This window comes from Pseudomonas sp. C32, from assembly GCF_030417915.1.
Taxonomy (GTDB): Bacteria; Pseudomonadota; Gammaproteobacteria; order Pseudomonadales; family Pseudomonadaceae; genus Aquipseudomonas.
In genome coordinates this window covers 12,630-35,736 of sequence record NZ_JAUHUK010000005.1, presented here as the reverse complement: position 1 = coordinate 35,736, position 23,107 = coordinate 12,630, and the positions used below count along the sequence as shown (strand labels likewise).

24 protein-coding genes and 1 pseudogene are annotated in these 23,107 nt (G+C 59.6%); 12 read left to right on the top strand and 13 right to left on the bottom strand.

All coding sequences use genetic code 11. From position 1 onward, the window contains the following. Positions 1-170: 170 nt before the first annotated feature. From QYH43_RS07225 to dadA, 5 genes are all read right to left on the bottom strand, one after another. Positions 171-584, bottom strand: a complete 414-nt coding sequence (locus tag QYH43_RS07225) for a cytochrome c5 family protein (RefSeq protein ID WP_095057632.1) — start codon at positions 582-584, stop codon at positions 171-173. A 182-nt stretch (positions 585-766) separates the two neighbouring features. Then, positions 767-1,315, bottom strand: coding sequence for a cupin domain-containing protein (locus tag QYH43_RS07220; RefSeq protein WP_053163807.1), 549 nt, complete (start codon positions 1,313-1,315; stop codon positions 767-769). Between the two features lie 126 nt (positions 1,316-1,441). Continuing rightward, positions 1,442-2,515: an alanine racemase gene (gene alr / locus QYH43_RS07215; protein ID WP_095057633.1), complete on the bottom strand. Its 1,074-nt coding sequence runs from the start codon at positions 2,513-2,515 to the stop codon at positions 1,442-1,444. Positions 2,516-2,612: 97 nt separating this feature from the next. After that, positions 2,613-2,966 (bottom strand): RidA family protein, encoded by a 354-nt coding sequence (locus QYH43_RS07210; RefSeq protein ID WP_095057634.1) that lies wholly within the window; start codon positions 2,964-2,966, stop codon positions 2,613-2,615. Continuing rightward, positions 2,938-4,242 (bottom strand): D-amino acid dehydrogenase, encoded by a 1,305-nt coding sequence (gene dadA, locus QYH43_RS07205; protein WP_095057635.1) that lies wholly within the window; start codon positions 4,240-4,242, stop codon positions 2,938-2,940. The genes QYH43_RS07210 and dadA overlap by 29 nt, the downstream gene beginning before the upstream one ends. A 156-nt stretch (positions 4,243-4,398) precedes the next feature. On the opposite strand from dadA, the gene QYH43_RS07200 reads away from it, so the two are divergent. Next, entirely contained in the window at positions 4,399-4,887 is a 489-nt protein-coding gene (locus QYH43_RS07200) for an Lrp/AsnC ligand binding domain-containing protein (protein ID WP_007975155.1), read from the top strand. A 126-nt stretch (positions 4,888-5,013) separates the two neighbouring features. Here QYH43_RS07200 and QYH43_RS07195 read toward each other — a convergent pair whose 3' ends face one another. Next, the gene (locus QYH43_RS07195) at positions 5,014-5,367 is read right to left on the bottom strand and encodes a YkgJ family cysteine cluster protein (protein ID WP_301156722.1); all 354 of its coding nucleotides are present in this window, start codon (positions 5,365-5,367) and stop codon (positions 5,014-5,016) included. A 147-nt stretch (positions 5,368-5,514) separates the two neighbouring features. On the opposite strand from QYH43_RS07195, the gene QYH43_RS07190 reads away from it, so the two are divergent. Continuing rightward, on the top strand, positions 5,515-6,828 hold the full coding sequence (locus QYH43_RS07190; RefSeq protein WP_095057637.1) for an FAD-binding oxidoreductase: 1,314 nt from the start codon (positions 5,515-5,517) through the stop codon (positions 6,826-6,828). Positions 6,829-6,944: 116 nt separating this feature from the next. On the opposite strand, the gene QYH43_RS07185 is transcribed toward QYH43_RS07190, so the two are convergent. Then, positions 6,945-7,190: a DUF1127 domain-containing protein gene (locus tag QYH43_RS07185; RefSeq protein ID WP_301156721.1), complete on the bottom strand. Its 246-nt coding sequence runs from the start codon at positions 7,188-7,190 to the stop codon at positions 6,945-6,947. 179 nt (positions 7,191-7,369) lie between these two features. Here QYH43_RS07185 and QYH43_RS07180 point away from each other — a divergent pair, with 179 nt between their 5' ends. Beyond that, on the top strand, positions 7,370-8,803 hold the full coding sequence (locus tag QYH43_RS07180; RefSeq protein WP_301156720.1) for a PLP-dependent aminotransferase family protein: 1,434 nt from the start codon (positions 7,370-7,372) through the stop codon (positions 8,801-8,803). Between the two features lie 57 nt (positions 8,804-8,860). Continuing rightward, the gene (locus tag QYH43_RS07175) at positions 8,861-10,429 is read left to right on the top strand and encodes a phospholipase D family protein (protein WP_301156719.1); all 1,569 of its coding nucleotides are present in this window, start codon (positions 8,861-8,863) and stop codon (positions 10,427-10,429) included. 123 nt (positions 10,430-10,552) lie between these two features. Here QYH43_RS07175 and QYH43_RS07170 read toward each other — a convergent pair whose 3' ends face one another. Both QYH43_RS07170 and QYH43_RS07165 read right to left on the bottom strand, forming a co-directional pair. Then, complete coding sequence (locus QYH43_RS07170) at positions 10,553-11,698, bottom strand: MFS transporter (RefSeq protein ID WP_301156718.1); 1,146 nt, start codon at positions 11,696-11,698, stop codon at positions 10,553-10,555. A gap of 155 nt (positions 11,699-11,853) precedes the next feature. Next, a complete protein-coding gene (locus tag QYH43_RS07165; protein ID WP_301156717.1) occupies positions 11,854-13,347 on the bottom strand; it encodes an aldehyde dehydrogenase in 1,494 nt (497 codons plus the stop codon). A gap of 237 nt (positions 13,348-13,584) precedes the next feature. On the opposite strand from QYH43_RS07165, the gene QYH43_RS07160 reads away from it, so the two are divergent. Both QYH43_RS07160 and QYH43_RS07155 read left to right on the top strand, forming a co-directional pair. Next, entirely contained in the window at positions 13,585-13,947 is a 363-nt protein-coding gene (locus QYH43_RS07160) for a cupin domain-containing protein (protein ID WP_095057643.1), read from the top strand. Between the two features lie 108 nt (positions 13,948-14,055). Next, positions 14,056-14,277 carry a hypothetical protein gene (locus tag QYH43_RS07155; protein WP_095057644.1) on the top strand — a complete coding sequence of 74 codons (222 nt, stop codon included), beginning with the start codon at positions 14,056-14,058 and terminating at the stop codon, positions 14,275-14,277. Between the two features lie 84 nt (positions 14,278-14,361). On the opposite strand, the gene rpmG is transcribed toward QYH43_RS07155, so the two are convergent. Both rpmG and rpmB read right to left on the bottom strand, forming a co-directional pair. Next, positions 14,362-14,517 carry a 50S ribosomal protein L33 gene (gene rpmG, locus QYH43_RS07150; protein ID WP_095057645.1) on the bottom strand — a complete coding sequence of 52 codons (156 nt, stop codon included), beginning with the start codon at positions 14,515-14,517 and terminating at the stop codon, positions 14,362-14,364. Between the two features lie 11 nt (positions 14,518-14,528). Further along, a complete protein-coding gene (gene rpmB, locus QYH43_RS07145; RefSeq protein ID WP_007894701.1) occupies positions 14,529-14,762 on the bottom strand; it encodes a 50S ribosomal protein L28 in 234 nt (77 codons plus the stop codon). A 445-nt stretch (positions 14,763-15,207) separates the two neighbouring features. Here rpmB and QYH43_RS07140 point away from each other — a divergent pair, with 445 nt between their 5' ends. After that, entirely contained in the window at positions 15,208-16,794 is a 1,587-nt protein-coding gene (locus QYH43_RS07140; RefSeq protein WP_095057646.1) for an ABC transporter substrate-binding protein, read from the top strand. A 125-nt stretch (positions 16,795-16,919) separates the two neighbouring features. Here the strand turns inward: QYH43_RS07140 and radC are convergent, their stop codons facing one another. Then, entirely contained in the window at positions 16,920-17,594 is a 675-nt protein-coding gene (radC, locus tag QYH43_RS07135; RefSeq protein WP_301156715.1) for a DNA repair protein RadC, read from the bottom strand. Between the two features lie 135 nt (positions 17,595-17,729). Here radC and coaBC point away from each other — a divergent pair, with 135 nt between their 5' ends. From coaBC to QYH43_RS07110, 5 genes and pseudogenes are all read left to right on the top strand, one after another. Continuing rightward, complete coding sequence (gene coaBC, locus QYH43_RS07130) at positions 17,730-18,938, top strand: bifunctional phosphopantothenoylcysteine decarboxylase/phosphopantothenate--cysteine ligase CoaBC (protein WP_095057648.1); 1,209 nt, start codon at positions 17,730-17,732, stop codon at positions 18,936-18,938. A 5-nt stretch (positions 18,939-18,943) separates the two neighbouring features. Next, positions 18,944-19,399: a dUTP diphosphatase gene (gene dut, locus QYH43_RS07125; RefSeq protein ID WP_095057649.1), complete on the top strand. Its 456-nt coding sequence runs from the start codon at positions 18,944-18,946 to the stop codon at positions 19,397-19,399. A gap of 206 nt (positions 19,400-19,605) precedes the next feature. Then, a pseudogene (locus QYH43_RS07120) lies at positions 19,606-21,009 on the top strand (phosphomannomutase/phosphoglucomutase); the annotation flags it as partial. Between the two features lie 17 nt (positions 21,010-21,026). Next, a complete protein-coding gene (gene argB, locus QYH43_RS07115) occupies positions 21,027-21,932 on the top strand; it encodes an acetylglutamate kinase (protein WP_008047078.1) in 906 nt (301 codons plus the stop codon). A gap of 204 nt (positions 21,933-22,136) precedes the next feature. After that, a complete protein-coding gene (locus QYH43_RS07110) occupies positions 22,137-22,373 on the top strand; it encodes a hypothetical protein (protein ID WP_095152938.1) in 237 nt (78 codons plus the stop codon). Positions 22,374-22,448: 75 nt separating this feature from the next. Here QYH43_RS07110 and pyrE read toward each other — a convergent pair whose 3' ends face one another. Further along, complete coding sequence (pyrE, locus tag QYH43_RS07105) at positions 22,449-23,093, bottom strand: orotate phosphoribosyltransferase (protein ID WP_095057652.1); 645 nt, start codon at positions 23,091-23,093, stop codon at positions 22,449-22,451. Positions 23,094-23,107: the final 14 nt, after the last annotated feature.

The following is a 23,107-nucleotide window of genomic DNA, read 5'->3' as shown; positions in this document are numbered from 1 at the left end:
TGTAGGAGCGAGCATGCTCGCGAAGGACTCTCAGACGCCGCGGGGTTTCAGGTTCGCCAAGTTATCGTTAACGACCATCGCGAGCAGGCTCGCTCTTACAGTAAGCAACAAAAATCGCAGGCACAAAAAAGCCGCTCGAAAGCGGCTTCTTCGCGAAAGAGGCGGGCTGGTTACAGACCGGACATCTCTTTGATGGCGCCCTTCAGCTCGTCGTCGGAGCAGTCGGCGCAGGTGCCTTTAGGCGGCATCGCGTTGATACCGGTAATGGCTTTGGCCAGGATGCCGTCGAGGCCGCCCTGGTGATCGGCGCGTTCTTTCCAGGCTGCTTTGTCGCCGACTTTCGGCGCGCCCAACAGGCCGGTGCCGTGGCAAGCGTTGCAATGCTTGGCAATAACATCTTTAGGTGCCTTGGCACCACCACCGCCGCCAGCCGAAGCGGCGACTTCCATGCCCTTGCACTCTTTACCTGTCACACAGACCTGGCCGACCGGCTCAAGGCGTTTGGCAATTTCGTCGTTGGTCGCAGCTTGAGCGCTGGCAGCCCATAGGGCCAATACGGTTGCTGGTACAGCCAGCATTTTCATAATTAGATTCACGCGTTCACCCTCAATGGTGGCTAGTCACGCCTACGGCCACGGTTCGCAGGCGGGCGCAAGTATAGCGGTAAGCCCGTCGCACTGAAACAACCCCAAAGTCGAAGGGGTCTTAGGCGGCGGCGGAAAAGCAGCCTGACCACCTCTGCGAGGCTGACAGGACGCCGCCTCTATCAGAAATTCGCCGGTGTGGCTGCGCTGATTAGTCGCGCTGGCGCATCGAACGGATTCCGGAAACGGTGTGGCTTGGTACTTTCAAAGTAGTAGCTATCGCCGGCTTCGAGCACAAAAGTTTCCTGCCCGACCACCAACTCCAGTTTGCCTTCGACCAAAATGCCGGTTTCCTCGCCTTCATGGGTGAGCATCTCGTCACCGGTGTCGGCGCCTGGCGGGTAAATTTCATTGAGGAATGCGATAGCCCGGCTCGGGTGCGCCCGACCGACCAGTTTCATGGTCACCGCGCCATCGGAAATATCGATCAGCTCGTTGGCCTTGTAGACGATCTGAGTCGGTTTCTCCTGCAGGATTTCTTCGGAAAAGAACTCGACCATGGACATGGGAATTCCGCCCAGCACTTTGCGCAGCGAACTGATCGAGGGGCTGACGCTGTTTTTCTCGATCATCGAAATCGTGCTGTTGGTGACCCCCGCCCGTTTGGCGAGTTCACGCTGGGAAAGGCCTTTGAGCCTACGGATGGATTGCAGTCGTTCACCGACGTCCAAAGCTTGCGCCTCCAGGATTCAATTGTTGGAATAGTGAGCGTTATCATGGCGACAGCGTTCAGTATTTACAACACTTTGACCTGAATCCTGTTCAGCGAGGCGACTTCCGGTCCGCCGCGTTTGGCACTAAGCCCCGGAATAGAGCAGTGGCACCCGGCGCAGGTTGCAAAAAATCTGATAAGGAATGGTGCCGGCGGCGATGGCCACGTCACTGGCGAGGATGTTTTTGCCCCACAATTCGACGGTCGACCCCAGACCGGCCTGCGGCACATCGGTCAGGTCGATGCAGAGCATGTCCATCGATACCCGGCCGATCAACTGGCTGCGCTGCCCTGCCACCAGCACTGGCGTGCCGGTCGGTGCCAGACGCGGGTAGCCGTCGGCGTAGCCCATGGCCACGACGCCAATGCGCATTGGTTTTTGAGTGATGAATTTGGCGCCGTAACCGACAGGTTCGCCGGCCGGCAATTCACGCACGCTGATCACTTTCGATTCCAGGGTCATGACCGGTTGCAGGCGCGATGCTACTTCGTTGGCTTCTTCGAAAGGTGTGGCGCCATAGAGCATGATGCCTGGGCGCACCCAATCGCTCGGAATCTGCGGCCATCCGAGCACCGCCGGCGAGTTGCGCAGGCTGACCTCGGCGGACAAGCCCTTGCGCGCCGCTTCAAATACCGCCACCTGATCGGCACTGGCCTGCTCGTGCAGTTCATCGGCACGGGCAAAGTGGCTCATCAGCACCACTTTCGCGACTTTGCCGCAGGCCAACAGTCGATGGTAGGCCGCCTGATAATCCGCCGGGTGCAGCCCCACGCGGTGCATGCCCGAATCAAGCTTCAGCCACACCGTAATCGGTTTGTTCAGTGAGGCTTTCTCGATGGCTTCGAGTTGCCACAGCGAATGCACCACGCACCAGAAATCGTGCTCGACGATCAGCGCCAGCTCATCGGCTTCGAAAAAACCTTCCAACAGCAGGATCGGCGCACGAATGCCCGCCGCCCGCAGCTCCAACGCCTCTTCGATACACGCTACCGCAAAACCGTCCGTCTCGGCTTCGAGTGCCTGGGCACAACGCACGGCGCCATGGCCATAGGCATCGGCCTTGATCACGGCAAGGGCTTTGGCCCCCGTGAGTTCACGGGCGATTCGGTAGTTGTGACGCAGGGCTTGAAGGTCGATCAGGGCACGGGCAGGACGCATGGCGGCAGACTTCTGGTCGGGTCATCGGGAAGAAAAACCGGCGCTGACTGGTGGCGTAAACCGCCGGCAGCACCGGGAGAGGGATCTGTCTGAAAGCTTATGGCAGAGCGGCGACAACCGACAGCTCGACCAGGATTTCCGGTTCGCACAGTTTCGATTCGACGGTGGCGCGGGCCGGGGCGACGCCTTTTGGCAGCCACTTGTCCCACACCGCGTTCATGCCTTCGAAATGCGCGTCGATGTCCTTCAGGTAAATCGTCACCGACAACAGATTGCTTTTGTCGGTGCCGGCCAGATCGAGCAAACGCTCGATGTTGGCCAGGGTTTCGCGGGTCTGCTGTTCAATCCCGGCGTTCATGTCGTCGCCGACCTGCCCGGCCAGGTACACCGTGCCGTTATGGGTGACGATCTGACTCATGCGCTCATTGGTGAGCTGGCGCTGGACTGACATGCTTTGCAGACTCCTGAATTTTTTTGCCATAACGGGAAATATCGAGGCCTTCGGCGCTGATCTGCGGCTTTTTCTTCGCCATCAAGTCAGCCAGCAAGCGACCGGAACCGCACGCCATGGTCCAGCCGAGTGTGCCGTGACCGGTGTTCAGGAACAGATTCTTGAACGGGGTGGCGCCGACAATCGGGGTGCCGTCCGGAGTGGTCGGACGCAGGCCGGTCCAGAAATCGGCCTGGGCCAGATCGCCGCCCTGAGGATAAAGATCGTTGACGATCATCTCCAGGGTTTCACGGCGACGCGGGTTCAGCGACAGGTCAAAACCGGCAATCTCGGCCATGCCGCCAACGCGGATGCGGTTGTCGAAACGGGTGATCGCGACCTTGTAGGTCTCGTCGAGAATGGTCGACGTCGGGGCCATCGCCGGGTTGGTGATCGGCACGGTCAGGGAGTAGCCCTTGAGCGGGTACACCGGTGCCTTGATCCCCAACGGCTTGAGCAGTTGCGGCGAGTAACTGCCGAGGGCCAGCACGTAGCGGTCGGCGGTTTCCAGCTTGCCGTCGATCCACACGCCGTTGATGCGATCACCGGCGAAGTCGAGGCGCTGAATATCCTGACCGAAACGGAACTGCACGCCAAGGTTCGTAGCCATCTCGGCGAGCTTGGTGGTGAACATCTGGCAGTCGCCAGTCTGGTCATTCGGCAGGCGCAGGGCACCGGCGAGGATGTCGGTGACGCTGGCCAGTGCCGGCTCAACGCGGGCAATGCCTTCACGGTCGAGCAGTTCAAACGGCACGCCGGACTCTTTCAACACGGCGATGTCTTTTGCGGCGCCGTCGAGTTGAGCCTGGGTGCGGAACAGTTGGGTGGTACCGAGGCTGCGGCCTTCGTAGGCAATGCCGGTTTCAGCACGCAGTTCGTCGAGGCAGTCACGGCTGTACTCGGACAGACGGACCATGCGCTCCTTGTTCACCGCATAACGGCTGGCGGTGCAGTTGCGCAGCATCTGGGCCATCCACAGGTACTGATCGATGTCCGCAGTCGCCTTGATCGCCAGCGGGGCGTGGCGCTGCAACAGCCACTTGATCGCCTTGAGCGGTACGCCTGGCGCGGCCCACGGCGAGGCATAGCCTGGCGACACTTGCCCTGCGTTGGCGAAACTGGTCTCCATCGCGGCAGCCGGCTGCCGGTCCACGACCACCACTTCAAACCCGGCACGGGCCAGATAATAAGCACTGGTGGTACCGATGACGCCGCTACCCAAGACCATGACGCGCATTTTATATCCCTCATCGCGGCTAACCGCTGACGTTTGTTATTGAGAGCTTTAGATACGCGCAGTGTAAAAAAGATTTGCCAGTGCTTTTCACTATATAAGCGCCTATATTTGGCGACAATTCTCGGCAAAAACCCTTTTCACGGAGGCGCATCCCCTATGCGTACCAACACTCAGACCAAACGTGAGCTGGACAAGATCGACCGCAATATCCTGCGGATCCTGCAAGCGGACGGGCGGATTTCCTTTACAGAGCTTGGAGAAAAGGTCGGGCTCTCGACCACGCCCTGTACTGAGCGGGTCCGGCGCCTGGAGCGCGAAGGGATCATCATGGGCTACAACGCCCGGCTCAATCCGCAGCACCTGAAGGGGAGTTTGCTGGTGTTCGTCGAGATCAGCCTGGATTACAAGTCCGGTGATACGTTCGAGGAGTTCCGCCGTGCGGTGCTGAAATTGCCCCACGTGCTGGAATGCCACTTGGTGTCAGGGGATTTCGACTATCTGGTGAAGGCGCGGATTTCCGAGATGGCTTCGTATCGCAAGCTGCTGGGCGACATTCTGCTCAAGCTGCCGCATGTGCGGGAATCCAAGAGCTACATCGTGATGGAAGAGGTGAAAGAGAGCCTGACTCTGCCGATTCCGGACTGACATTTGTGGTGCTGCTATCGCCAGCAGGCTGGCTCCCACAGGTTCGGTGGTGAACACAAATCCGTGGTTCACTCGCACCCTGTGGGAGCTAGCCTGCTAGCGATGCGGAAAACTCGGTTCGAGGGTCTAAACCAACACCTGTCGGTTCGAGGCCATGTACTCGAACACCTGCTTCTCCACTCGCGGATGAATCAGTTCCAACGGCCCCCGCCCATTCGGGCACGGCAAGGTTTTGGTGGTCCCGAACAGCCGGCAGATCAGCGGCCGCTCTTCATACACCGTGCAACCGTTCGGGCCCAGATGAACGCAATTGAGTTCATCCATCGCTGCATCCTGCTCGGCGCGAGTCTTGCGCGGCAGGCGCGACATTTCTTCCGGTGAGGTGGTGACCGGCCCGCAGCAGTCATGGCAGCCGGGGACGCACTCGAACGAGGGAATCTGTTGGCGCAAGGTGCGAATTGTCTGACTGTTGCAGCTCATTGAAGCGGTAACCGAAGGCGGAATAGAGCGCGATTCTGACGCAAAAAACCCGATCCAGACAGCGCTAGCCGACCAATGTTGCCCACTCAGGAACGTCCGGCTTATGCTCCTTCAAATTTTCCAGACACAAAAATCAGGAGCATGCACATGAATGCCCGTGCTCAACAGCCCGCCCCAAGCCACCAACACGCCGCGTCTTACTACGCCGCCAGCAGTTTGCCGCAGCCAGAATATCCAGCGCTGACAGGCGAAGTGCTGGCCGATGTCTGCGTGGTCGGCGGGGGATTTTCCGGGTTGAACACGGCCCTTGAACTGGCCGAACGCGGTCTGAGTGTGGTGCTGCTCGAAGCGCATAAAATCGGCTGGGGTGCCAGCGGGCGCAACGGCGGGCAACTGATTCGCGGCGTCGGCCATGGCCTCGATCAATTCGCCAACATCATCGGCGTCGACGGTGTTCGGCAGATGAAACTCATGGGCCTGGAAGCCGTGGAAATCGTCCGCCAGCGCGTCGAGCGTTTTCAGATCCCTTGTGACCTGACGTGGGGTTACTGCGACCTGGCCAACAAACCCCGGGACCTCGAAGGCTTCGCCGAAGATGCCGAAGAACTGCGCGGTCTCGGCTACCGCTACGAGACCCGTTTGCTGCAAGCCCATGAAATGCACACCGTGGTCGGTTCCAAGCGTTATGTCGGCGGTTTGATCGACATGGGCTCCGGGCATCTGCATCCTTTGAACCTGGCCTTGGGCGAAGCGGCCGCTGCGCAGCAACTGGGGGTGAAGCTGTTTGAGCAATCGGCTGTCACGCGCATCGACTACGGTCCAGAGGTCAAGGTCCATACCGCCCAAGGTACGGTTCGCGCCAAGACGCTGGTGTTGGGCTGCAACGCTTATCTCAGTGGGCTCAATTCCGAACTCAGCGGCAAAGTCCTGCCGGCGGGCAGCTACATCATTGCCACCGAGCCTTTGAGTGAAGAGCTCGCCCACGCGTTGCTGCCACAAAACATGGCGGTCTGTGATCAACGGGTGGCGCTGGATTATTACCGGCTCTCGGCGGACCGACGCCTGTTGTTCGGCGGTGCTTGTCATTACTCAGGACGCGATCCGAAAGACGTTGCTGCGTACATGCGGCCGAAAATGCTCGAAGTCTTTCCACAATTGGCTGACGTGAAGATCGACTATCAGTGGGGCGGCATGATCGGCATCGGCGCCAATCGCCTGCCGCAGATCGGCCGACTCAATGACCAGCCGAACGTGTATTACGCCCAGGCCTATTCCGGTCATGGTGTGAATGCCACGCACCTGGCCGGCAAGCTACTGGCTGAAGCCATCAGCGGGCAGCACGGCGGTGGTTTTGATTTGTTCGCCAAGGTGCCACACATCACCTTCCCGGGTGGCAAGCATCTGCGCTCGCCGCTGTTGGCGCTGGGGATGTTGTGGCATCGGCTGAAAGAGTTGGTCTGAAAGATTGTTTTGTGGCAGTTCCGGCGCCTTCGCTGGCAAGCCAGCTCCTACAGGTTCCGCGCAAAACCTGTAGGAGCTGGCTTGCCAGCGAAGAGGCCCACAAGACACTGCAAAACTCAGATCCGCCAGAAAGGCTTCAACCCCTCCTCCCGCGCCTGCTCCCGTGTCAGCCCGATATCCTTGAGCTGATCTTGCGTCAGCGCCAGCAACGCCTTGCGCGTGTGCAGACGCTGCCAGAACAGATCCCAGCGACCCAGGCCGGACGACGCGTTGCGCATCAGCGCATGGCGCGCAGTGTCCTTCTGCCCGGTCTCCAGTTCCTGACTGTGTAACGTCAGCCGCACATCGCTCAAGCCGTTCATGGTGGTCGCTCCTGTTTACTTGGGTAGCCAGAGGTTCCATGATGCGCGGGCGAATAAAATCGTTACAGATTCAAACAAACTGTATTAACTCCATACAGATTTGCCGTTTTTGCGACTGAATGGCGTATTTCTGCGTCATCTGTACTGGTCTACCGAATCACCAACACCGAGACTGCGCCATGACCCTCTACGTCAACCTCGCCGAATTGCTCGGCACACGTATCGAACAGGGCTTCTATCGCCCCGGTGACCGGCTGCCGTCGGTGCGGGCATTGAGCGTCGAGCATGGAGTCAGCCTGAGCACGGTGCAGCAGGCCTATCGGGTGCTGGAAGACAGCGGCCTGGCGATGCCGAAGCCCAAGTCCGGGTATTTCGTTCCGGCCTGTCGAGAATTGCCCGATCTGCCCGCAGTGGGCCGCCCGGCCCAGCGTCCGGTGGATATTTCCCAGTGGGATCAGGTGCTGGAGCTGATTCGCGCGGTGCCTCGCAAAGACGTGGTGCAACTGGGCCGGGGCATGCCGGACATCAGCTCGCCGACCATGAAACCGCTGCTGCGCGATCTGGCGCGGATCAGTCGGCGGCAGGACATGCCGGGCCTGTATTACGACAACATCCACGGCAACCTGGAACTGCGCGAGCAAATCGCCCGCCTGATGCTCGACTCCGGCTGCCAGTTGAGCGCCAGCGATCTGGTGGTGACGACCGGCTGCCATGAGGCCCTGTCCACCAGCGTTCGGGCGATCTGCGAACCGGGGGACATTGTGGCGGTGGACTCGCCGAGCTTTCACGGCGCCATGCAGACCCTCAAAGGCCTGGGCATGAAAGCCCTGGAAATCCCGACCGATCCGCTGACCGGGATCAGCCTCGAAGCGTTGGAACTGGCGCTGGAGCAATGGCCGATCAAAGTCATACAGCTGACCCCCAACTGCAACAACCCGTTGGGCTACATCATGCCCGAGTCGCGCAAACGTGCGTTGTTGACGCTTGCCCAGCGGTTTGATGTCGCGATCATCGAAGACGATGTGTATGGCGAGCTGGCCTACACCTACCCGCGCCCGCGCACGATCAAGTCCTTCGACGAGGACGGTCGCGTGCTGCTGTGCAGTTCATTTTCCAAGACGTTGGCGCCGGGCCTGCGCATCGGCTGGGTCGCGCCAGGCCGCTATCTGGAACGGGTGCTGCACATGAAATACATCAGCACCGGCTCCACGGCGCCGCAACCGCAAATTGCTATCGCCGAATTCCTCAAGGGCGGGCATTTCGAACCGCATTTGCGGCGGATGCGCACGCAATACCAGCGTAATCGCGACATGATGTTCGATTGGGTCACCCGCTATTTCCCGGCTGGCACTCGCGCCAGCCGTCCCCAAGGCAGCTTCATGTTGTGGGTCGAGCTGCCGGATGGCTTCGATACGCTGAAACTGAATCGTGCCCTGCACGACCAAGGCGTACAGATTGCAGTCGGCAGCATTTTTTCCGCCTCGGGCAAATACCGCAATTGCCTGCGCATGAACTACGCTGCCAAACCAACACCGCTGATTGAAGAAGCGGTGCGCAAGGTCGGCGCAACCGCCATCCAGTTGCTGGCAGAAAGCGCACGACTGACCGACTGACTTTTCTCAGGAAACCAGCGTCCATATTCCAACAGCCGCCAATCGGAACGAGCCTACGTGAGCGCCAGACAACCCCTGCTTGCTCTTCTGCTACTTGCCTCGTTTCTAGGCGGTTGTGCCAACTTCGACCTTCAGGTTCAACCGAGCCAGGTATTGCCGGCGACGGATTCCGCGTTCGGTCGCTCGGTCAAGGCGCAAGCCGCGCCTTATCAGGGGCAATCGGGTTTTCGTCTGCTGTCTGACGGTACTGAAGCCTTCACCGCGCGAGCCGAACTGATCCGCCACGCTCAGAGCAGCATCGATTTGCAGTACTACATCGTGCATGACGGCATCAGCACACGCATGCTGGTGGATGAAATGCTCAAGGCTGCCGACCGCGGCGTACGCTTTCGCATTCTGCTCGATGACACGACCAGCGACGGCCAGGACCGCACCATTGCGACCCTGGCAGCCCATCCAAAGATCCAGATCCGCGTATTCAATCCCTTGCATCTGGGCCGCAGCACCGGCGTCACGCGAACCTTGGGGCGGTTTCTCAACCTGTCACGGCAACACCGACGCATGCACAACAAGCTGTGGCTGGCGGACAACAGCATGGCCATTGTCGGCGGGCGCAATCTGGGCGACGAGTATTTCGATGCCGAGACCAACATGAACTTCACCGACATCGACTTGCTCGGCGTCGGCCCGGTCGCCGAGCAGCTGGGACAGAGTTTCGACCAGTACTGGAACAGCGCCCTGAGCAAGCCGATCGACGAATTCCTGTCGAAAAAACCGACGGCCAAGGACCTTGAAGAAACCCGCAGCCGACTGGAAAAATCCCTGGCCGAATCGCGCCAACAGAATCACGCGCTCTATCAGCACCTGATGACCTACACCACACATCCACGCCTGGACGCCTGGCGCCAGGAACTGATCTGGGCCTGGAATCAGGCGCTGTGGGATGCGCCGAGCAAGGTGCTGGCCGACGGCGAACCTGATCCGCATTTGCTGCTGACCACACAGTTGGCGCCGGAACTCGATGGCGTCAGAAAAGAACTGATCATGGTCTCGGCCTACTTTGTACCGGGACAACCGGGCCTGGTGTACCTCACCGGACGGGCTGATGCCGGGGTCTCGGTGAAATTGCTGACCAATTCGCTGGAAGCCACGGACGTACCGGCGGTGCACGGTGGCTACGCGCCTTATCGCAAGGCCCTGCTGGAACACGGCGTGCAGCTGTTCGAGCTGCGCCGCCAGCCCGGCGATGAAAGCGGTAGCGGACCTCGCCTGTTCTCCACCAAATCCTACGGCGAATCCGATTCGAGCCTGCACAGCAAGGCGATCATCTTCGACCAGCAGAAATCCTTCATCGGCTCATTCAATTTCGACCCGCGCTCGGTCTTGTGGAACACCGAAGTCGGCGTGTTGGTCGACAGCCCGGAACTGGCCGCGAAGGTCCGCGAACTGGCGATGCAAGGCATGGCGCCAGCCCTGAGTTATCAGGTGAAACTGGAAAACGAACAGGTCGTGTGGACCACCGAAGACAACGGCAACACGCACACCCTGACCCGAGAGCCGGCAGACTGGTGGCGGCGATTCAATGCCTGGCTGAGCAATACCGTCGGCCTGGAGAAGATGTTGTAACCAGCCAATGATCCATTGTGGCGAGGGAGCTTGCTCCCGCTTGGGTGCGCAGCGCCCACAGAATCTTTGGGCCCGCTTCGCAGCCCAGCGGGAGCAAGCTCCCTCGCCACAGTTTGTTGTTCCTCAGGCTGGTTCTGCGGCCGTGCCAAACGCCCCTTGCCGCGACACCACAATCAACACACCCAAGGCCCCGACCGCCATCAACAACGGCAACGCATGCCCGCTGATCCACTGGCTGCCTGCACCGGCCAGCAGTGGCCCGATCAGGCATCCGATCCCCCAGAGCTGGGCGACGTGCGCATTGGCCCGCACCAGCGCATCGTCGCGATAACGCTCGCCGATCAGGATCAGCGACAAGGTGAACAGCCCACCGGCACTGGCGCCAAACAACACCCACAACGGCCAGATCAGCAGCGTATCGATCAGCATCGGAATCGCCAGGCTCGACACCAACAGAACCACCGCACAACCGGTGAACAAAGCACGCCGCGACAGGCGATCTGCCAGGGCGCCAATCGGCAACTGCAGGATCGCATCGCCGACCACCACCGTGCTGACCATCGCCAAAGCGATCTCCGTGGTGAAGCCCTGGCGCAGGCAGTAAACCGGCAACAGCGTCAGGATCATCGCTTCGAACGCCGCGAACAGCGACACCGCCCAGGCAATCGCCGGCAGGCCACGACAGAAAGCAAGCAAGTCGGTCAGGGTCACGCTGCTGGCCTCGCTGCTGGGCGCGCCGCTTCGACCGAACAACAGGAACGGCGCGCTCATCAACAATCCGACGCCCACCCAAAAACCATAATCGTGATCGGTACCGATGAAGCCCAGCAACACCGGCCCGGCCAGCTGACTCAGCGCATAGCAGCTGCCATACAGCGCCACCAACCGTCCGCGCCATTGTTCGACCACCAATTGATTGATCCAGCTTTCACCGATGATGAAGACGAGGGTCAGGATCACCCCGATCATCAACCGCAACACCAGCCAGATCGGATAGCTCGGAAGCAGCGCCAGCAAACCAATGGAAACCGCCCCGGCCCACAGACACAGGCGCATCAGATTCGCCGTGCCGAAACGCGCCGCCAGGTGACTCGAGATCTTCGCCCCCAGCAACACGCCAACGGCCGGCATCGCCGCCATCACGCCGATAGCAAACGAGCCGTAGTCCCAGCTTTCCAGGCGAAACGACACCAGCGGCATGCTGACACCCAGGGCCAGGCCAACACTCAAGACAGACGCCAACACGGCGAAATACGTCGCCCAACGCATGTTCCACGCTCCTGTGGATATTTTTATGTGCAACACAAAGCACTGTGGGAGCGAGCCTTTGTGGCGAGGGGGCTTGCTCCCTCGCCACAAAGGCTCGCTCCCACAAGGAATCTGTGTCGTTTGGAGGCCTGCTCTACAACAGGCCCCCTAACGGCTTACAACTTGATCCAGGTCGCCTTCAGCTCGGTGTACTTGTCGAACGCATGCAGCGATTTGTCGCGACCGTTACCGGACTGTTTGAAACCACCAAACGGAGCGGTCATGTCGCCACCGTCATACTGGTTGACCCACACGCTACCGGCACGCAGGGCGCGGGCGGTGAGGTGCGCCTTGGAGATATCGGTCGTCCAGACTGCAGCGGCCAGACCGTACGGCGTGTCGTTGGCGATCGCGATGGCTTCTTCAGCGCTGTCGAAGGTGATAACCGACAGCACCGGCCCGAAGATTTCTTCCTGGGCGATTTTCATCGCGTTGCTCACGCCGTCGAAAATCGTCGGTTCGACATAAGTGCCGCCGGTTTCTTCCAGAATGCGCTTGCCGCCAGCCACCAGCTTGGCACCGTCGGAGTGACCCGATTCGATGTAGGACAGCACGGTGTTCATCTGCTGGGTGTCCACCAACGCGCCGACGTTGGTCGCCGGGTCCAGCGGGTTGCCCGGCTTCCAGGTTTTCAGGGCCTCGATCACCAGCGGCAGGAATTTGTCCTTGATCGAACGCTCCACCAGCAGGCGCGAACCGGCGGTGCAGACTTCGCCCTGGTTGAACGCGATCGCACCGGCAGCAGCTTCGGCAGCGTCCTGCAGGTTCGGCGCATCGGCGAACACGATGTTCGGGCTCTTGCCGCCAGCTTCGAGCCAGACGCGCTTCATGTTCGATTCGCCGGAGTAGATCAGCAGTTGCTTGGCGATCTTGGTCGAACCGGTGAACACCAGGGTGTCGACGTCGTTATGCAGGGCCAAGGCCTTGCCGACGGTGTGACCGTAACCTGGCAGCACGTTCAGCACGCCTTTCGGAATGCCGGCTTCAACGGCCAGCGCCGCGATGCGGATGGCGGTCAGCGGGGATTTTTCCGACGGTTTGAGGATCACCGAGTTGCCGGTGGACAGCGCCGGGCCGAGTTTCCAGCAGGCCATCATCAGCGGGAAGTTCCACGGCACGATGGCGCCAACCACGCCTACCGGCTCGCGGGTCACCAGACCCAATTGATCGTGCGGAGTGGCTGCAACTTCGTCATAGATCTTGTCGATGGCTTCACCGCTCCAGCTCAGCGCTTGCGCCGCGCCTGGAACGTCGATGTACAGGGAATCGCTGATCGGCTTGCCCATGTCCAGGGTTTCAAGCAGGGCCAGCTCTTCGGCATGCTGTTTGAGCAGGCCGGCGAAACGGATCATGGTGGATTTGCGCTTGGCTGGTGCCAGACGCGACCAGACACCGGAGTTGAAGGTGGCACGGGCGTTTTCCACAGCGCGCTGGGCGTCGGCGGCATCACAGCTGGCAATCTTGCCCAGCAGACGGCCATCGACCGGGCTGATGCACTCGAAGGTCTCGGCGGAGACGGCATCGGTGTATTCGCCATTGATGTAGGCGCGGCCTTCGATTTTCAGGTCGCGGGCACGTTGTTCCCAGTCGGCACGGGTCAGGGTGGTCATGCGAGTGTCCTCCTCTTATTGAATACGACACCCGCGTTCTTCGCGGGCGCTGTCAGGAATTCTGCCCGGCCAGCCTGCTTTTTCGGCTCAAGGCAACCGTCACCCTAAACCAGCGGCGGGTGAAGTTTCAATATATTTGACACAACACCGGCAAACGGCCTTGCGATGTTCATTTTAATAAACATAGACTTTGGGCTGACCTACCAACTCGCGCCGTATTTACGGGGGATAACAACAATGAACATCCAGAACGTCGTCGACTTCAGCCAGGCCACCACCGAACCCGAACGCTACCGCCCAGACGCGGCCAAAGTGCTCAAGGGCGATCCTGAGCAAACCTTGTACAACCACTACAACAGCCCGTGCGGTCAACTGAACGCCGGGGTGTGGGAAGCGGAAACCGGGCAATGGATGGTGAACTTCACCGAACACGAATACTGCGAAATCGTGCAGGGGGTTTCGGTGCTGCGAGACAGCGAGGGCAACGCCAAGACCTTGCGCGTGGGCGATCGTTTCGTAATCCCGGCCGGGTTCAAAGGGACGTGGGAAGTGCTGGAGCCGTGCCGCAAGATCTACGTGGCGTTTGAACAGAAAGCCTGAGATTCGCAATAACTATATACCGCACCAGGCAGCCTTTTCGGTTGGATCATTCACAGGCGCTTCGAAGGACGAAGCGCCTCGATTGATCACTCACCGCAAGGAAGCAACATGCCAAACGCAACCACCTACACCGACAAGCAGGTACTTGACCTGATCAACTCCATTGTCGGCTCGCCTTACTCCGAAGAACTGCGCCAACAGGTCGAAGACACAACCGGTCGCCCTACTCGCCCGTGGGGCAACTACGTCGCGACCTACGACTCCCGCGCAGAACGCATCAACCTGAACGTCAACGAAAAGGACATCATCATTTCCATTTACTTCGGCTGATCCTTTCGCCCTGACGTAAGGCGCAAAAACAAAAAAGGCCCGTATCTCGCGATACGGGCCTTTTTCGTAAGAGGGAAAAATCAATTACTTGATTTTGCCTTCTTTGTAGATCACGTGCTTGCGAACAACCGGATCAAATTTCTTGATCTCGAGTTTGTCCGGAGTAGTGCGCTTGTTCTTGTCGGTAGTGTAGAAGTGACCAGTACCGGCGCTCGAAATCAAACGAATCAATTCACGCATGATTAGCTCCCTTAGATCTTGCCAGCTTTGCGGATTTCGGCCAGAACGACAGTGATGCCGCGCTTGTCGATGATACGCATGCCTTTGGCAGATACGCGCAGACGCACGAAACGTTTCTCTTCTTCAACCCAGAAGCGGTGATGCTGCAGGTTCGGCAGGAAACGACGACGGGTTTTGTTGTTTGCGTGGGAAATGTTATTCCCAGTCACCGGACCCTTACCGGTAACTTGACAGACTCTAGACATGCCTCAGCCCTCTAAACCACATGCCCAACCCGGCATGGGTTGGCCGCTTAATCTCTCAGTCATTTGGCGCCAGGCGCCGCGTTTCTTTAAGGGTCTTACCGGCTACACCTACAAACGAAGGAACCGGGCCCCTAGAAAAGAGCGCTGCTTTATACCAGAAAGACTAGAGAGCAACAACATTCGCTGTGCGTTGAATTAACAAAAAGCCCATTTTTCGAGCGCCAAGGGCTTTGGACAAAGGCTATCGCCGATGTCGACCACTCGTCGCAGAGAATCGACCAGCCTGCCAATCGAGGTCAATCCAGAACCACTGCACAGCAAAATCAGGCGCCATACTCCCCCGAAAATGAAAAAGGAGATAGTCATTTGCAATAGAGCCCACTAGGGTAAGCCTTTTCCAGACTGCACTTGCAGATGGGCCTTCGATCTGTAAAGGAATCCGACCATGCGCCTCGCTGCCCTACCGCTGTTGCTTGCCCCTTTATTGCTGAGCCCGCTGGCCCAGGCCGCCGCCCTGAGCGTCTGCACCGAAGCCAGTCCGGAAGGGTTCGACGTGGTGCAATACAACTCGCTGACCACCACCAATGCCTCGGCCGACGTGCTGATGAACCGCCTGGTGGACTTCGACACCGCCAGCGGCAAAGTGGTCGCCGGTCTCGCCGACAGCTGGGAGGTCAGCCCTGACGGCCTGATCTACGTCTTCAAGTTGCACCCGCAGGTGAAGTTTCATCGCACCGAATACTTCTCCCCCACGCGCGATGTCACTGCCGAAGACGTCATTTTCAGCTTCGACCGCATGCTCGATCCCGCCAATCCATGGCACAAGGTTGCCCAGAGCGGCTTCCCGCATGCGCAATCGATGCAATTACCTGCGCTGATCAAGAAGATCGACGCCCTCGACCCACTGACCGTACGCTTCACGCTCGACCACCCGGACTCGACGTTCCTGCCGACCCTGAGCATGGGCTTCGCCTCGATCTATTCGCTCGAGTATGCCGACAAACTGCTCAAGGCCGGCACACCGGAGAAACTCAACAGCCAACCCATCGGCACCGGCCCGTTTGTCTTCACTCGATTCCAGAAAGACGCCTCGATCCGCTACAAGGCCAACGCCGACTATTTCCGTGGCAAACCTTCCGTCGATCCGCTGATCTTCGCCATCACCCCGGACGCCAACGTGCGTTTGCAGAAATTGCGCCGTAACGAATGCCAGATTGCCCTGTCGCCCAAACCGCTGGACGTACAAGCCGCGCTGAAAGAACCGACGCTGAAAGTGGAAAAAACTGACGCCTTCATGACCGCGTTCGTCGCCCTCAACAGCCAGCATCCACCGCTGGACAAGCCTGAAGTGCGTCAGGCGATCAACCTCGCCTTCGACAAGGCCAACTACGTCAAAGCCGTGTTCGAAGACACCGCGGAGCCCGCCAATGGCCCGTATCCGCCCAATACCTGGAGCTACGACAAGAGCTTGCCGGGCTACCCCCATGATGTGCAGAAAGCCAAGGCATTGATGGCCAAGGCCGGGCTCAAGGACGGTTTTCAGACCACGATCTGGACCCGTCCGTCGGGCAGCCTGCTCAACCCCAATCCAAGCCTCGGCGCCCAACTGCTGCAAGCCGATCTCGCGGAAATCGGCATCCAGGCCGAAATTCGGGTGATCGAATGGGGCGAACTGATCCGCCGTGCCAAGGCCGGCGAGCACGACATCCTGTTCATGGGCTGGGCCGGCGACAACGGTGACCCGGACAACTTCCTCACGCCGCAGTTTTCCTGCGCCGCGCTCAAATCCGGCACCAATTTCGCCCGCTACTGCAATCCAGACCTGGACAAGCTGATCAGCGCCGGCAAGACCACCGGCGAGCAAGGTGTGCGCACCAAACTTTACGAACAGGCGCAGACGCAGATTCAGCAGCAGGCATTGTGGTTGCCGCTGGCGCATCCGACCGCCTTCGCCCTGACGCGCAAGGATGTCGAGGGTTATTCAGTGAGCCCGTTCGGGCGGCAGGACTACTCGAAGGTTGACCTGAAGTAACCGCCACACCCCACAACGTGCAGGAGCCGGCTTGCTGGCGATAGCGTCGTCAGGCTCAGCACCTATGCTGGATCCGATGGCCTCATCGCCAGCAAGCCGGCTCCTACAAAGTCCGCGTGTACCTCCTACATCCACCCATACTCCGCCATCGACAGCGGATCACCGTCGCCGATGATGAAATGGTCGAGCACCCGCACATCGATCAGGCCCAGAGCATCTTGCAGTCGTTTGGTCAGTTTCCGATCTGCCTGGCTGGGGTCGGAGTTGCCCGACGGATGGTTGTGGCAGAGGATCAGTGCCGCTGCGTTGTTGGCCAAGGCTCGCTTGACCACCTCTCGCGGGTGCACGCTAGTGTTGTCGATGGAGCCGCGAAACAGTGTTTCAAACCCCAGTACCTGATGCCTGGAATCGAGAAACAGACAGCCAAACACCTCGTGTGGCTCGTGGCGCAGCATCGACTTCAGGTAGTCACGCACCGCCTGAGGGTTCTCCAGTGCCGACTTCTGACGCGCACGTTCGGCCAGATGACGCCTGCTCATCTCCTGAGCTGCTTGCAACTGAGCAAATTTCGCTGGCCCTAGGCCTAACTGCTTACTGAATGTTTCCTGATCGGCCTCAAGCAGTGAGCGCAAGCTGCCAAACTGATTCAACAGGTGTCGAGCCAGATCCACGGCGCTTTTTCCCACTACGCCGGTCCGTAAAAATATCGCCAGCAATTCAGCGTCCGACAGGCTTCCCGAGCCCTGTTCCAGCAACCTCTCCCGCGGCCGTTCCGCCGCCGGCCAATCGCGAATACTCATAGCACCTCCCTGTCTGTGGGCGCCGCTGTTCCGTAGCGGTCGCTGTGATATCGTAGCCCATCTTTTTTGCGGGCGATTTCACTCCTGGGGAGGGGGTATCGCCATGCAGTCATCAACGAAATGAAAGGCAGGCCTATGCAGCGGCTGTATCGGAAACGCATTGTTCTGGGCGTCGGCGGCGGCATCGCTGCCTACAAGAGCGCCGACCTGGTTCGCCGCCTGATCGACCAAGGCGCCGAAGTGCGCGTGGTCATGACCCGTGGCGGCGCGGAGTTCATCACCCCGCTGACCATGCAGGCACTGTCCGGGCACCCTGTGCATCTGGACTTGCTGGACCCGGCGGCCGAGGCGGCCATGGGGCACATCGAGCTGGCCAAATGGGCCGATCTGGTGCTGATCGCTCCCGCTACTGCGGACCTGATCGCCCGACTGGCCCAAGGTATTGCCGACGACTTGCTGACCACGCTGGTATTGGCCACAGACGCCGTCGTTGCTGTTGCCCCGGCCATGAACCAGGCCATGTGGCGCGACCCGGCCACCCAAGCCAACCTGCAAACCCTCGCAAGCCGCGACATCAAGGCCTTCGGCCCGGCGTCCGGCAGCCAGGCCTGCGGTGATGTGGGCCTTGGGCGCATGCTTGAAGCCACGGATCTGGCGCAATGCGCGGCCGACTGCTTCCAGCGTCAAGCGCTGACCGGCAAACACGTGCTGATTACCGCCGGTCCGACCCAGGAAAACATCGACCCGGTGCGCTACATCACCAACCACAGCTCCGGGAAAATGGGCTTTGCCCTGGCCGAAGCCGCGGTAGAAGCCGGCGCCCGCGTGACTCTGATCACCGGCCCTGTGCATCTGCCGACGCCGGACCGCGTCACGCGCATCGACGTGGTCAGCGCCCGCGACATGCTCGCCGCGTGCGAAGCCGCGATTCCGTGCGACATTTTCATCGCCTCGGCAGCGGTCGCGGATTACCGCCCGGAAGTCGTCGCCCCACAAAAACTCAAGAAAGACCCTACAAGCGGCGACGGTTTTGTCCTGCAAATGGTCCGCAACCCGGACATTCTGGCCAGCATTGCCACACGTCCCGACCGTCCTTTCAGTGTCGGCTTCGCCGCCGAAACCGAACACCTGCTCGATTACGCTGCCCGCAAGTTGAAAGACAAGAATCTCGATCTGATTGTCGCCAATGATGTCGCCAACCCGACCATTGGCTTCAACAGCGAAGAAAACGCCTGCAGCGTGATCGACCGTGAGCTACACGCCACAGTTTTCGCCCAGACCAGCAAGAGCAAGATTGCTCGCCAGCTGATCACTTTTATCGCCGAACGTCTGAACCAGGTTTAATTTACATGCACGCTTTGCAAGCCAAGATCCTCGACCCCCGCATCGGCACCGAATTCCCGCTGCCGCAGTACGCCACGCCAGGCTCCGCCGGCCTCGACCTACGGGCCATGCTGGACAAAGACACCGTGATCAAACCGGGTGAAACCGTGCTGATCCCGACCGGCCTGTCGGTCTACATCGGTGATCCGAACCTCGCGGCGCTGATCCTGCCACGCTCGGGAATGGGCCATAAGCACGGCATCGTGCTGGGTAATTTGGTGGGCCTGATCGACTCCGACTATCAGGGCCCACTGATGGTTTCTTGCTGGAACCGTGGCCAGACCGAGTTCACCATGCCGGTTGGCGAGCGCCTGGCGCAGCTGGTGTTGGTACCGGTGGTACAGGCTCACTTCGAAATGGTTGAAGAGTTTGTCGAAACCGAGCGCGGCACCGGCGGTTTCGGCCATACCGGCACCCGTTGATTCGATAAAGATCCATTGTGCTCTGCTCAACTGAAAGGTTTGACCGCCTGAAATCAAGGCATTGGCCACCCAAACAGTCGAAGAAGTCGCTGTCATGGCCCTTTCGCACCACGAACTCTCCATGGAAATCGCCGTCATACCTTCAGTTTGAACGTGTCGCCAAATGTTTCGGTGACCTGTCCAGCCACTTTCGAGATGGAGCACTTCCACAGATGAACACCCCGGCCAAAATCGCACCCAAGTTCCCCGACAGCATTTTCCGCGCCTATGATATTCGCGGCACTGTCCCTGAATTCCTGAACGCTGAAACCGCTTACTGGATCGGTCGCGCCGTCGGCTCCCAAAGCCTGGCCCAGGGCGAGCCAAACGTATCCGTCGGTCGCGATGGCCGCTTGTCCGGCCCGGAACTGGTCGCGCAGTTGATCAAGGGCATCGCCGACAGTGGCTGCCACGTCAGTGATGTCGGCCTGGTGCCGACGCCGGCGCTGTACTACGCCGCCAACGTGCTGGCCGGTAAATCCGGCGTGATGCTGACCGGCAGCCACAACCCGTCGAATTACAACGGCTTCAAGATCGTCATTGCCGGCGACACCCTGGCCAACGAACAGATCCAGGCCCTGCACGACCGCCTCAAGACCAACAACCTGAGCAGCGGCCAGGGCAGCATCACCCAGGTCGAGATTCTCAACCGTTACTCCACCGAAATCGTCCAGGACATCAAACTGGCCCGCCGCCTGAAAGTGGTCGTGGACTGCGGCAACGGCGCGGCCGGCGTGATCGCCCCGCAACTGATCGAAGCGCTGAACTGCGAAGTCATCCCGCTGTTCTGCGAAGTGGACGGCAACTTCCCGAATCACCACCCGGACCCGGGCAAGCCTGAAAACCTTGTCGACCTGATCGCCAAGGTCAAGGAAACCAACGCAGACATCGGCTTGGCCTTCGACGGCGACGGCGACCGCGTCGGCGTGGTAACCAACACCGGCAGCATCGTCTACCCGGACCGCCTGCTGATGCTGTTCGCCCGCGACGTCGTGGCGCGCAACCCCGGCGCGGAAATCATCTTCGACGTCAAATGCACCCGTCGCCTGTTTCCCCTGATCAAGGAATACGGCGGCCGGTCGTTAATGTGGAAGACTGGTCATTCGTTGATCAAAAAGAAAATGAAACAATCCGGCGCCCTGTTGGCTGGCGAAATGAGCGGGCACATCTTTTTCAAAGAGCGCTGGTTCGGTTTCGACGACGGCATTTACAGCGCTGCGCGGTTGCTGGAGATCCTCAGCAAGGAAAAATCTTCGGCCGAAGAGCTATTCGCGACCTTCCCGAACGATATTTCTACGCCGGAAATCAATATCCATGTGACCGAAGAGAGCAAATTCAGCATCATTGATGCATTGCACGACGCACAGTGGGGCGCAGGCGCTGACCTGACCACCATTGACGGCGTGCGAGTCGACTACGCCAAAGGCTGGGGCCTGGTGCGCGCCTCCAACACCACACCGGTGCTGGTGCTGCGTTTCGAGGCCGATGACGAGGCTGAATTGCAACGCATCAAGGACGTTTTCAAAGTCCAGTTGAAGCGTGTTGCACCTGATCTCCAACTACCGTTCTGATTCACCCGGAGCCCTGAATGACCCTCGAACGCGAAGCCGCCGCCAACACCGCCAAGGTCCTGTCCGAAGCGCTGCCTTATATCCGCCGCTATGTCGGCAAGACACTGGTGATCAAATACGGCGGCAACGCGATGGAAAGCGAGGAGCTGAAAACCGGCTTCGCCCGCGACATCGTGCTGATGAAGGCCGTGGGCATCAACCCGGTGGTGGTTCACGGTGGCGGTCCGCAAATCGGTGACCTGCTCAAGCGTCTGTCCATCGAAAGCCACTTTGTCGACGGCATGCGCGTCACCGACGCCGCGACCATGGACGTGGTGGAAATGGTCCTGGGCGGCCAGGTCAACAAGGACATCGTCAACCTGATCAACCGTCACGGTGGCAGCGCCATCGGCCTGACCGGTAAAGACGCCGAGCTGATCCGCGCGAAAAAGCTCACCGTGACCCGCCAGACGCCGGAGATGACGACTCCGGAAATCATCGACATCGGCCACGTCGGCGAAGTGGTCGGGATCAACACCGACCTGCTGAACCTGCTGGTCAAGGGTGATTTCATCCCGGTGATCGCGCCTATCGGCGTTGGCGCCAACGGTGAGTCGTACAACATCAACGCTGACCTGGTGGCCGGCAAAGTGGCCGAAGCGCTGAAAGCCGAAAAGCTGATGCTGCTGACCAACATCGCCGGCCTGATGGACAAGTCGGGGACGGTCCTGACCGGCCTGACCACTCAACAAGTCGACGACCTGATCGCCGACGGCACCATCTACGGCGGCATGCTGCCGAAGATCCGTTGTGCGCTGGAAGCGGTGCAAGGCGGCGTGGGCAGCTCGCTGATCATCGACGGTCGCGTACCGAACGCGATCCTGCTGGAAATCTTCACCGACACCGGTGTGGGCACCCTGATCAGCAATCGCAAGCGTCCCTGATTCAAAATCACAAAAATGATCGCAGCCTTCGGCGGCTCCTACAACAGAGTCTTTTCAGATGTACGAAAAGTCCGTAGGAGCTGACGAAGTCTGCGATCTTTTTTACGCGCACAGGAAATGCCTGACCGATCACAGCGAAATGTCTGACATCGGGAAAGAAATAATCTGCCTAGGATCTTCTCTCTATCCACAGGAGAACGACCCATGAAAAAAGACTACGTGCCTTACGGCAGCGATGTTTCGGCAGGCACTTACGCGTGCGTGGACTGCGGTCATCAGTATTCGAATCAGGCAAAAACCTCGATGCCGCCCTGCCCGCAAATGCGCAAAACCCCACATATCCGCCATGGCTGGAAGATTCTGACTGGCCAGGGTGACGCGGTAAAAGATCCGTATCCGAATACCGATAATCCTGCTGATGCAAAAAAACAGCAGAAATAAAAAGACCCCGTTCAGCCTGGCTGACCGGGGTCTTTTTTTGCATCCTGATACCTGTAGGAGCTGCCGAAGGCTGCGTCAGACGCCGAATTGCGCGCGGTACGCTTCAACGGCAGGCAAGTGCTGCTTGAGTTGCGGATCATCCGCCAGGAATTCCAGCACCTGGTTCAGCGAAACGATGCTGATCACCGGAATGCCGAAGTCACGCTCCACTTCCTGGATCGCCGACAGTTCACCGTTACCACGCTCCTGACGGTTCAGGGCGATCAGCACGCCGGCGGCCTTGGCACCGTCCTGGGAAGCGATGATCTGCATCACTTCGCGGATGGCGGTGCCAGCAGTGATCACGTCGTCGATGATCAGCACGTCACCGGTCAACGGTGCGCCAACCAGGCTACCGCCTTCGCCGTGGGCCTTGGCTTCCTTGCGGTTGAAGCACCAAGGCAGGTCACGGTTGTGATGCTCGGCCAACGCGACGGCAGTGGTCGCCGCCAAAGGGATGCCTTTGTAGGCCGGACCGAACAGAACGTCGAAGGAAATGCCGCTTTCGGCAATGGCTGCGGCGTAGAAACGACCCAGCTGCGCCAGCGCCGAACCCGAGTTGAACAGGCCGGCATTGAAGAAGTAAGGACTGGTGCGCCCGGACTTCAGGGTGAACTCACCGAAGCGCAAAACGCCGCGATCGATGGCAAAACGAATGAAATCGCGCTGATACGCTTGCATGTAAAAAACCCCAA

What these genes read in the sequence shown, in the direction of transcription:
- QYH43_RS07195 (WP_301156722.1), bottom strand. Translation starts at nt 5,367, where the DNA reads ATGAGCTGCAACAGTCAGACAATTCGCACCTTGCGCCAACAGATTCCC.
- rpmG (WP_095057645.1), bottom strand. Translation starts at nt 14,517, where the DNA reads ATGCGTGAATTGATTCGTTTGATTTCGAGCGCCGGTACTGGTCACTTC.
- QYH43_RS07140 (WP_095057646.1), top strand. Translation starts at nt 15,208, where the DNA reads ATGCGCCTCGCTGCCCTACCGCTGTTGCTTGCCCCTTTATTGCTGAGC.
- radC (WP_301156715.1), bottom strand. Translation starts at nt 17,594, where the DNA reads ATGAGTATTCGCGATTGGCCGGCGGCGGAACGGCCGCGGGAGAGGTTG.
- dadA (WP_095057635.1), bottom strand. Translation starts at nt 4,242, where the DNA reads ATGCGCGTCATGGTCTTGGGTAGCGGCGTCATCGGTACCACCAGTGCT.
- QYH43_RS07185 (WP_301156721.1), bottom strand. Translation starts at nt 7,190, where the DNA reads ATGAACGGCTTGAGCGATGTGCGGCTGACGTTACACAGTCAGGAACTG.
- pyrE (WP_095057652.1), bottom strand. Translation starts at nt 23,093, where the DNA reads ATGCAAGCGTATCAGCGCGATTTCATTCGTTTTGCCATCGATCGCGGC.
- QYH43_RS07210 (WP_095057634.1), bottom strand. Translation starts at nt 2,966, where the DNA reads ATGTCAGTCCAGCGCCAGCTCACCAATGAGCGCATGAGTCAGATCGTC.
- coaBC (WP_095057648.1), top strand. Translation starts at nt 17,730, where the DNA reads ATGCAGCGGCTGTATCGGAAACGCATTGTTCTGGGCGTCGGCGGCGGC.
- dut (WP_095057649.1), top strand. Translation starts at nt 18,944, where the DNA reads ATGCACGCTTTGCAAGCCAAGATCCTCGACCCCCGCATCGGCACCGAA.
- QYH43_RS07180 (WP_301156720.1), top strand. Translation starts at nt 7,370, where the DNA reads ATGACCCTCTACGTCAACCTCGCCGAATTGCTCGGCACACGTATCGAA.
- QYH43_RS07110 (WP_095152938.1), top strand. Translation starts at nt 22,137, where the DNA reads ATGAAAAAAGACTACGTGCCTTACGGCAGCGATGTTTCGGCAGGCACT.
- alr (WP_095057633.1), bottom strand. Translation starts at nt 2,515, where the DNA reads ATGCGTCCTGCCCGTGCCCTGATCGACCTTCAAGCCCTGCGTCACAAC.
- QYH43_RS07200 (WP_007975155.1), top strand. Translation starts at nt 4,399, where the DNA reads ATGCGTACCAACACTCAGACCAAACGTGAGCTGGACAAGATCGACCGC.
- rpmB (WP_007894701.1), bottom strand. Translation starts at nt 14,762, where the DNA reads ATGTCTAGAGTCTGTCAAGTTACCGGTAAGGGTCCGGTGACTGGGAAT.
- QYH43_RS07190 (WP_095057637.1), top strand. Translation starts at nt 5,515, where the DNA reads ATGAATGCCCGTGCTCAACAGCCCGCCCCAAGCCACCAACACGCCGCG.
- QYH43_RS07155 (WP_095057644.1), top strand. Translation starts at nt 14,056, where the DNA reads ATGCCAAACGCAACCACCTACACCGACAAGCAGGTACTTGACCTGATC.
- QYH43_RS07160 (WP_095057643.1), top strand. Translation starts at nt 13,585, where the DNA reads ATGAACATCCAGAACGTCGTCGACTTCAGCCAGGCCACCACCGAACCC.
- QYH43_RS07170 (WP_301156718.1), bottom strand. Translation starts at nt 11,698, where the DNA reads ATGCGTTGGGCGACGTATTTCGCCGTGTTGGCGTCTGTCTTGAGTGTT.
- QYH43_RS07165 (WP_301156717.1), bottom strand. Translation starts at nt 13,347, where the DNA reads ATGACCACCCTGACCCGTGCCGACTGGGAACAACGTGCCCGCGACCTG.
- QYH43_RS07225 (WP_095057632.1), bottom strand. Translation starts at nt 584, where the DNA reads ATGAAAATGCTGGCTGTACCAGCAACCGTATTGGCCCTATGGGCTGCC.
- argB (WP_008047078.1), top strand. Translation starts at nt 21,027, where the DNA reads ATGACCCTCGAACGCGAAGCCGCCGCCAACACCGCCAAGGTCCTGTCC.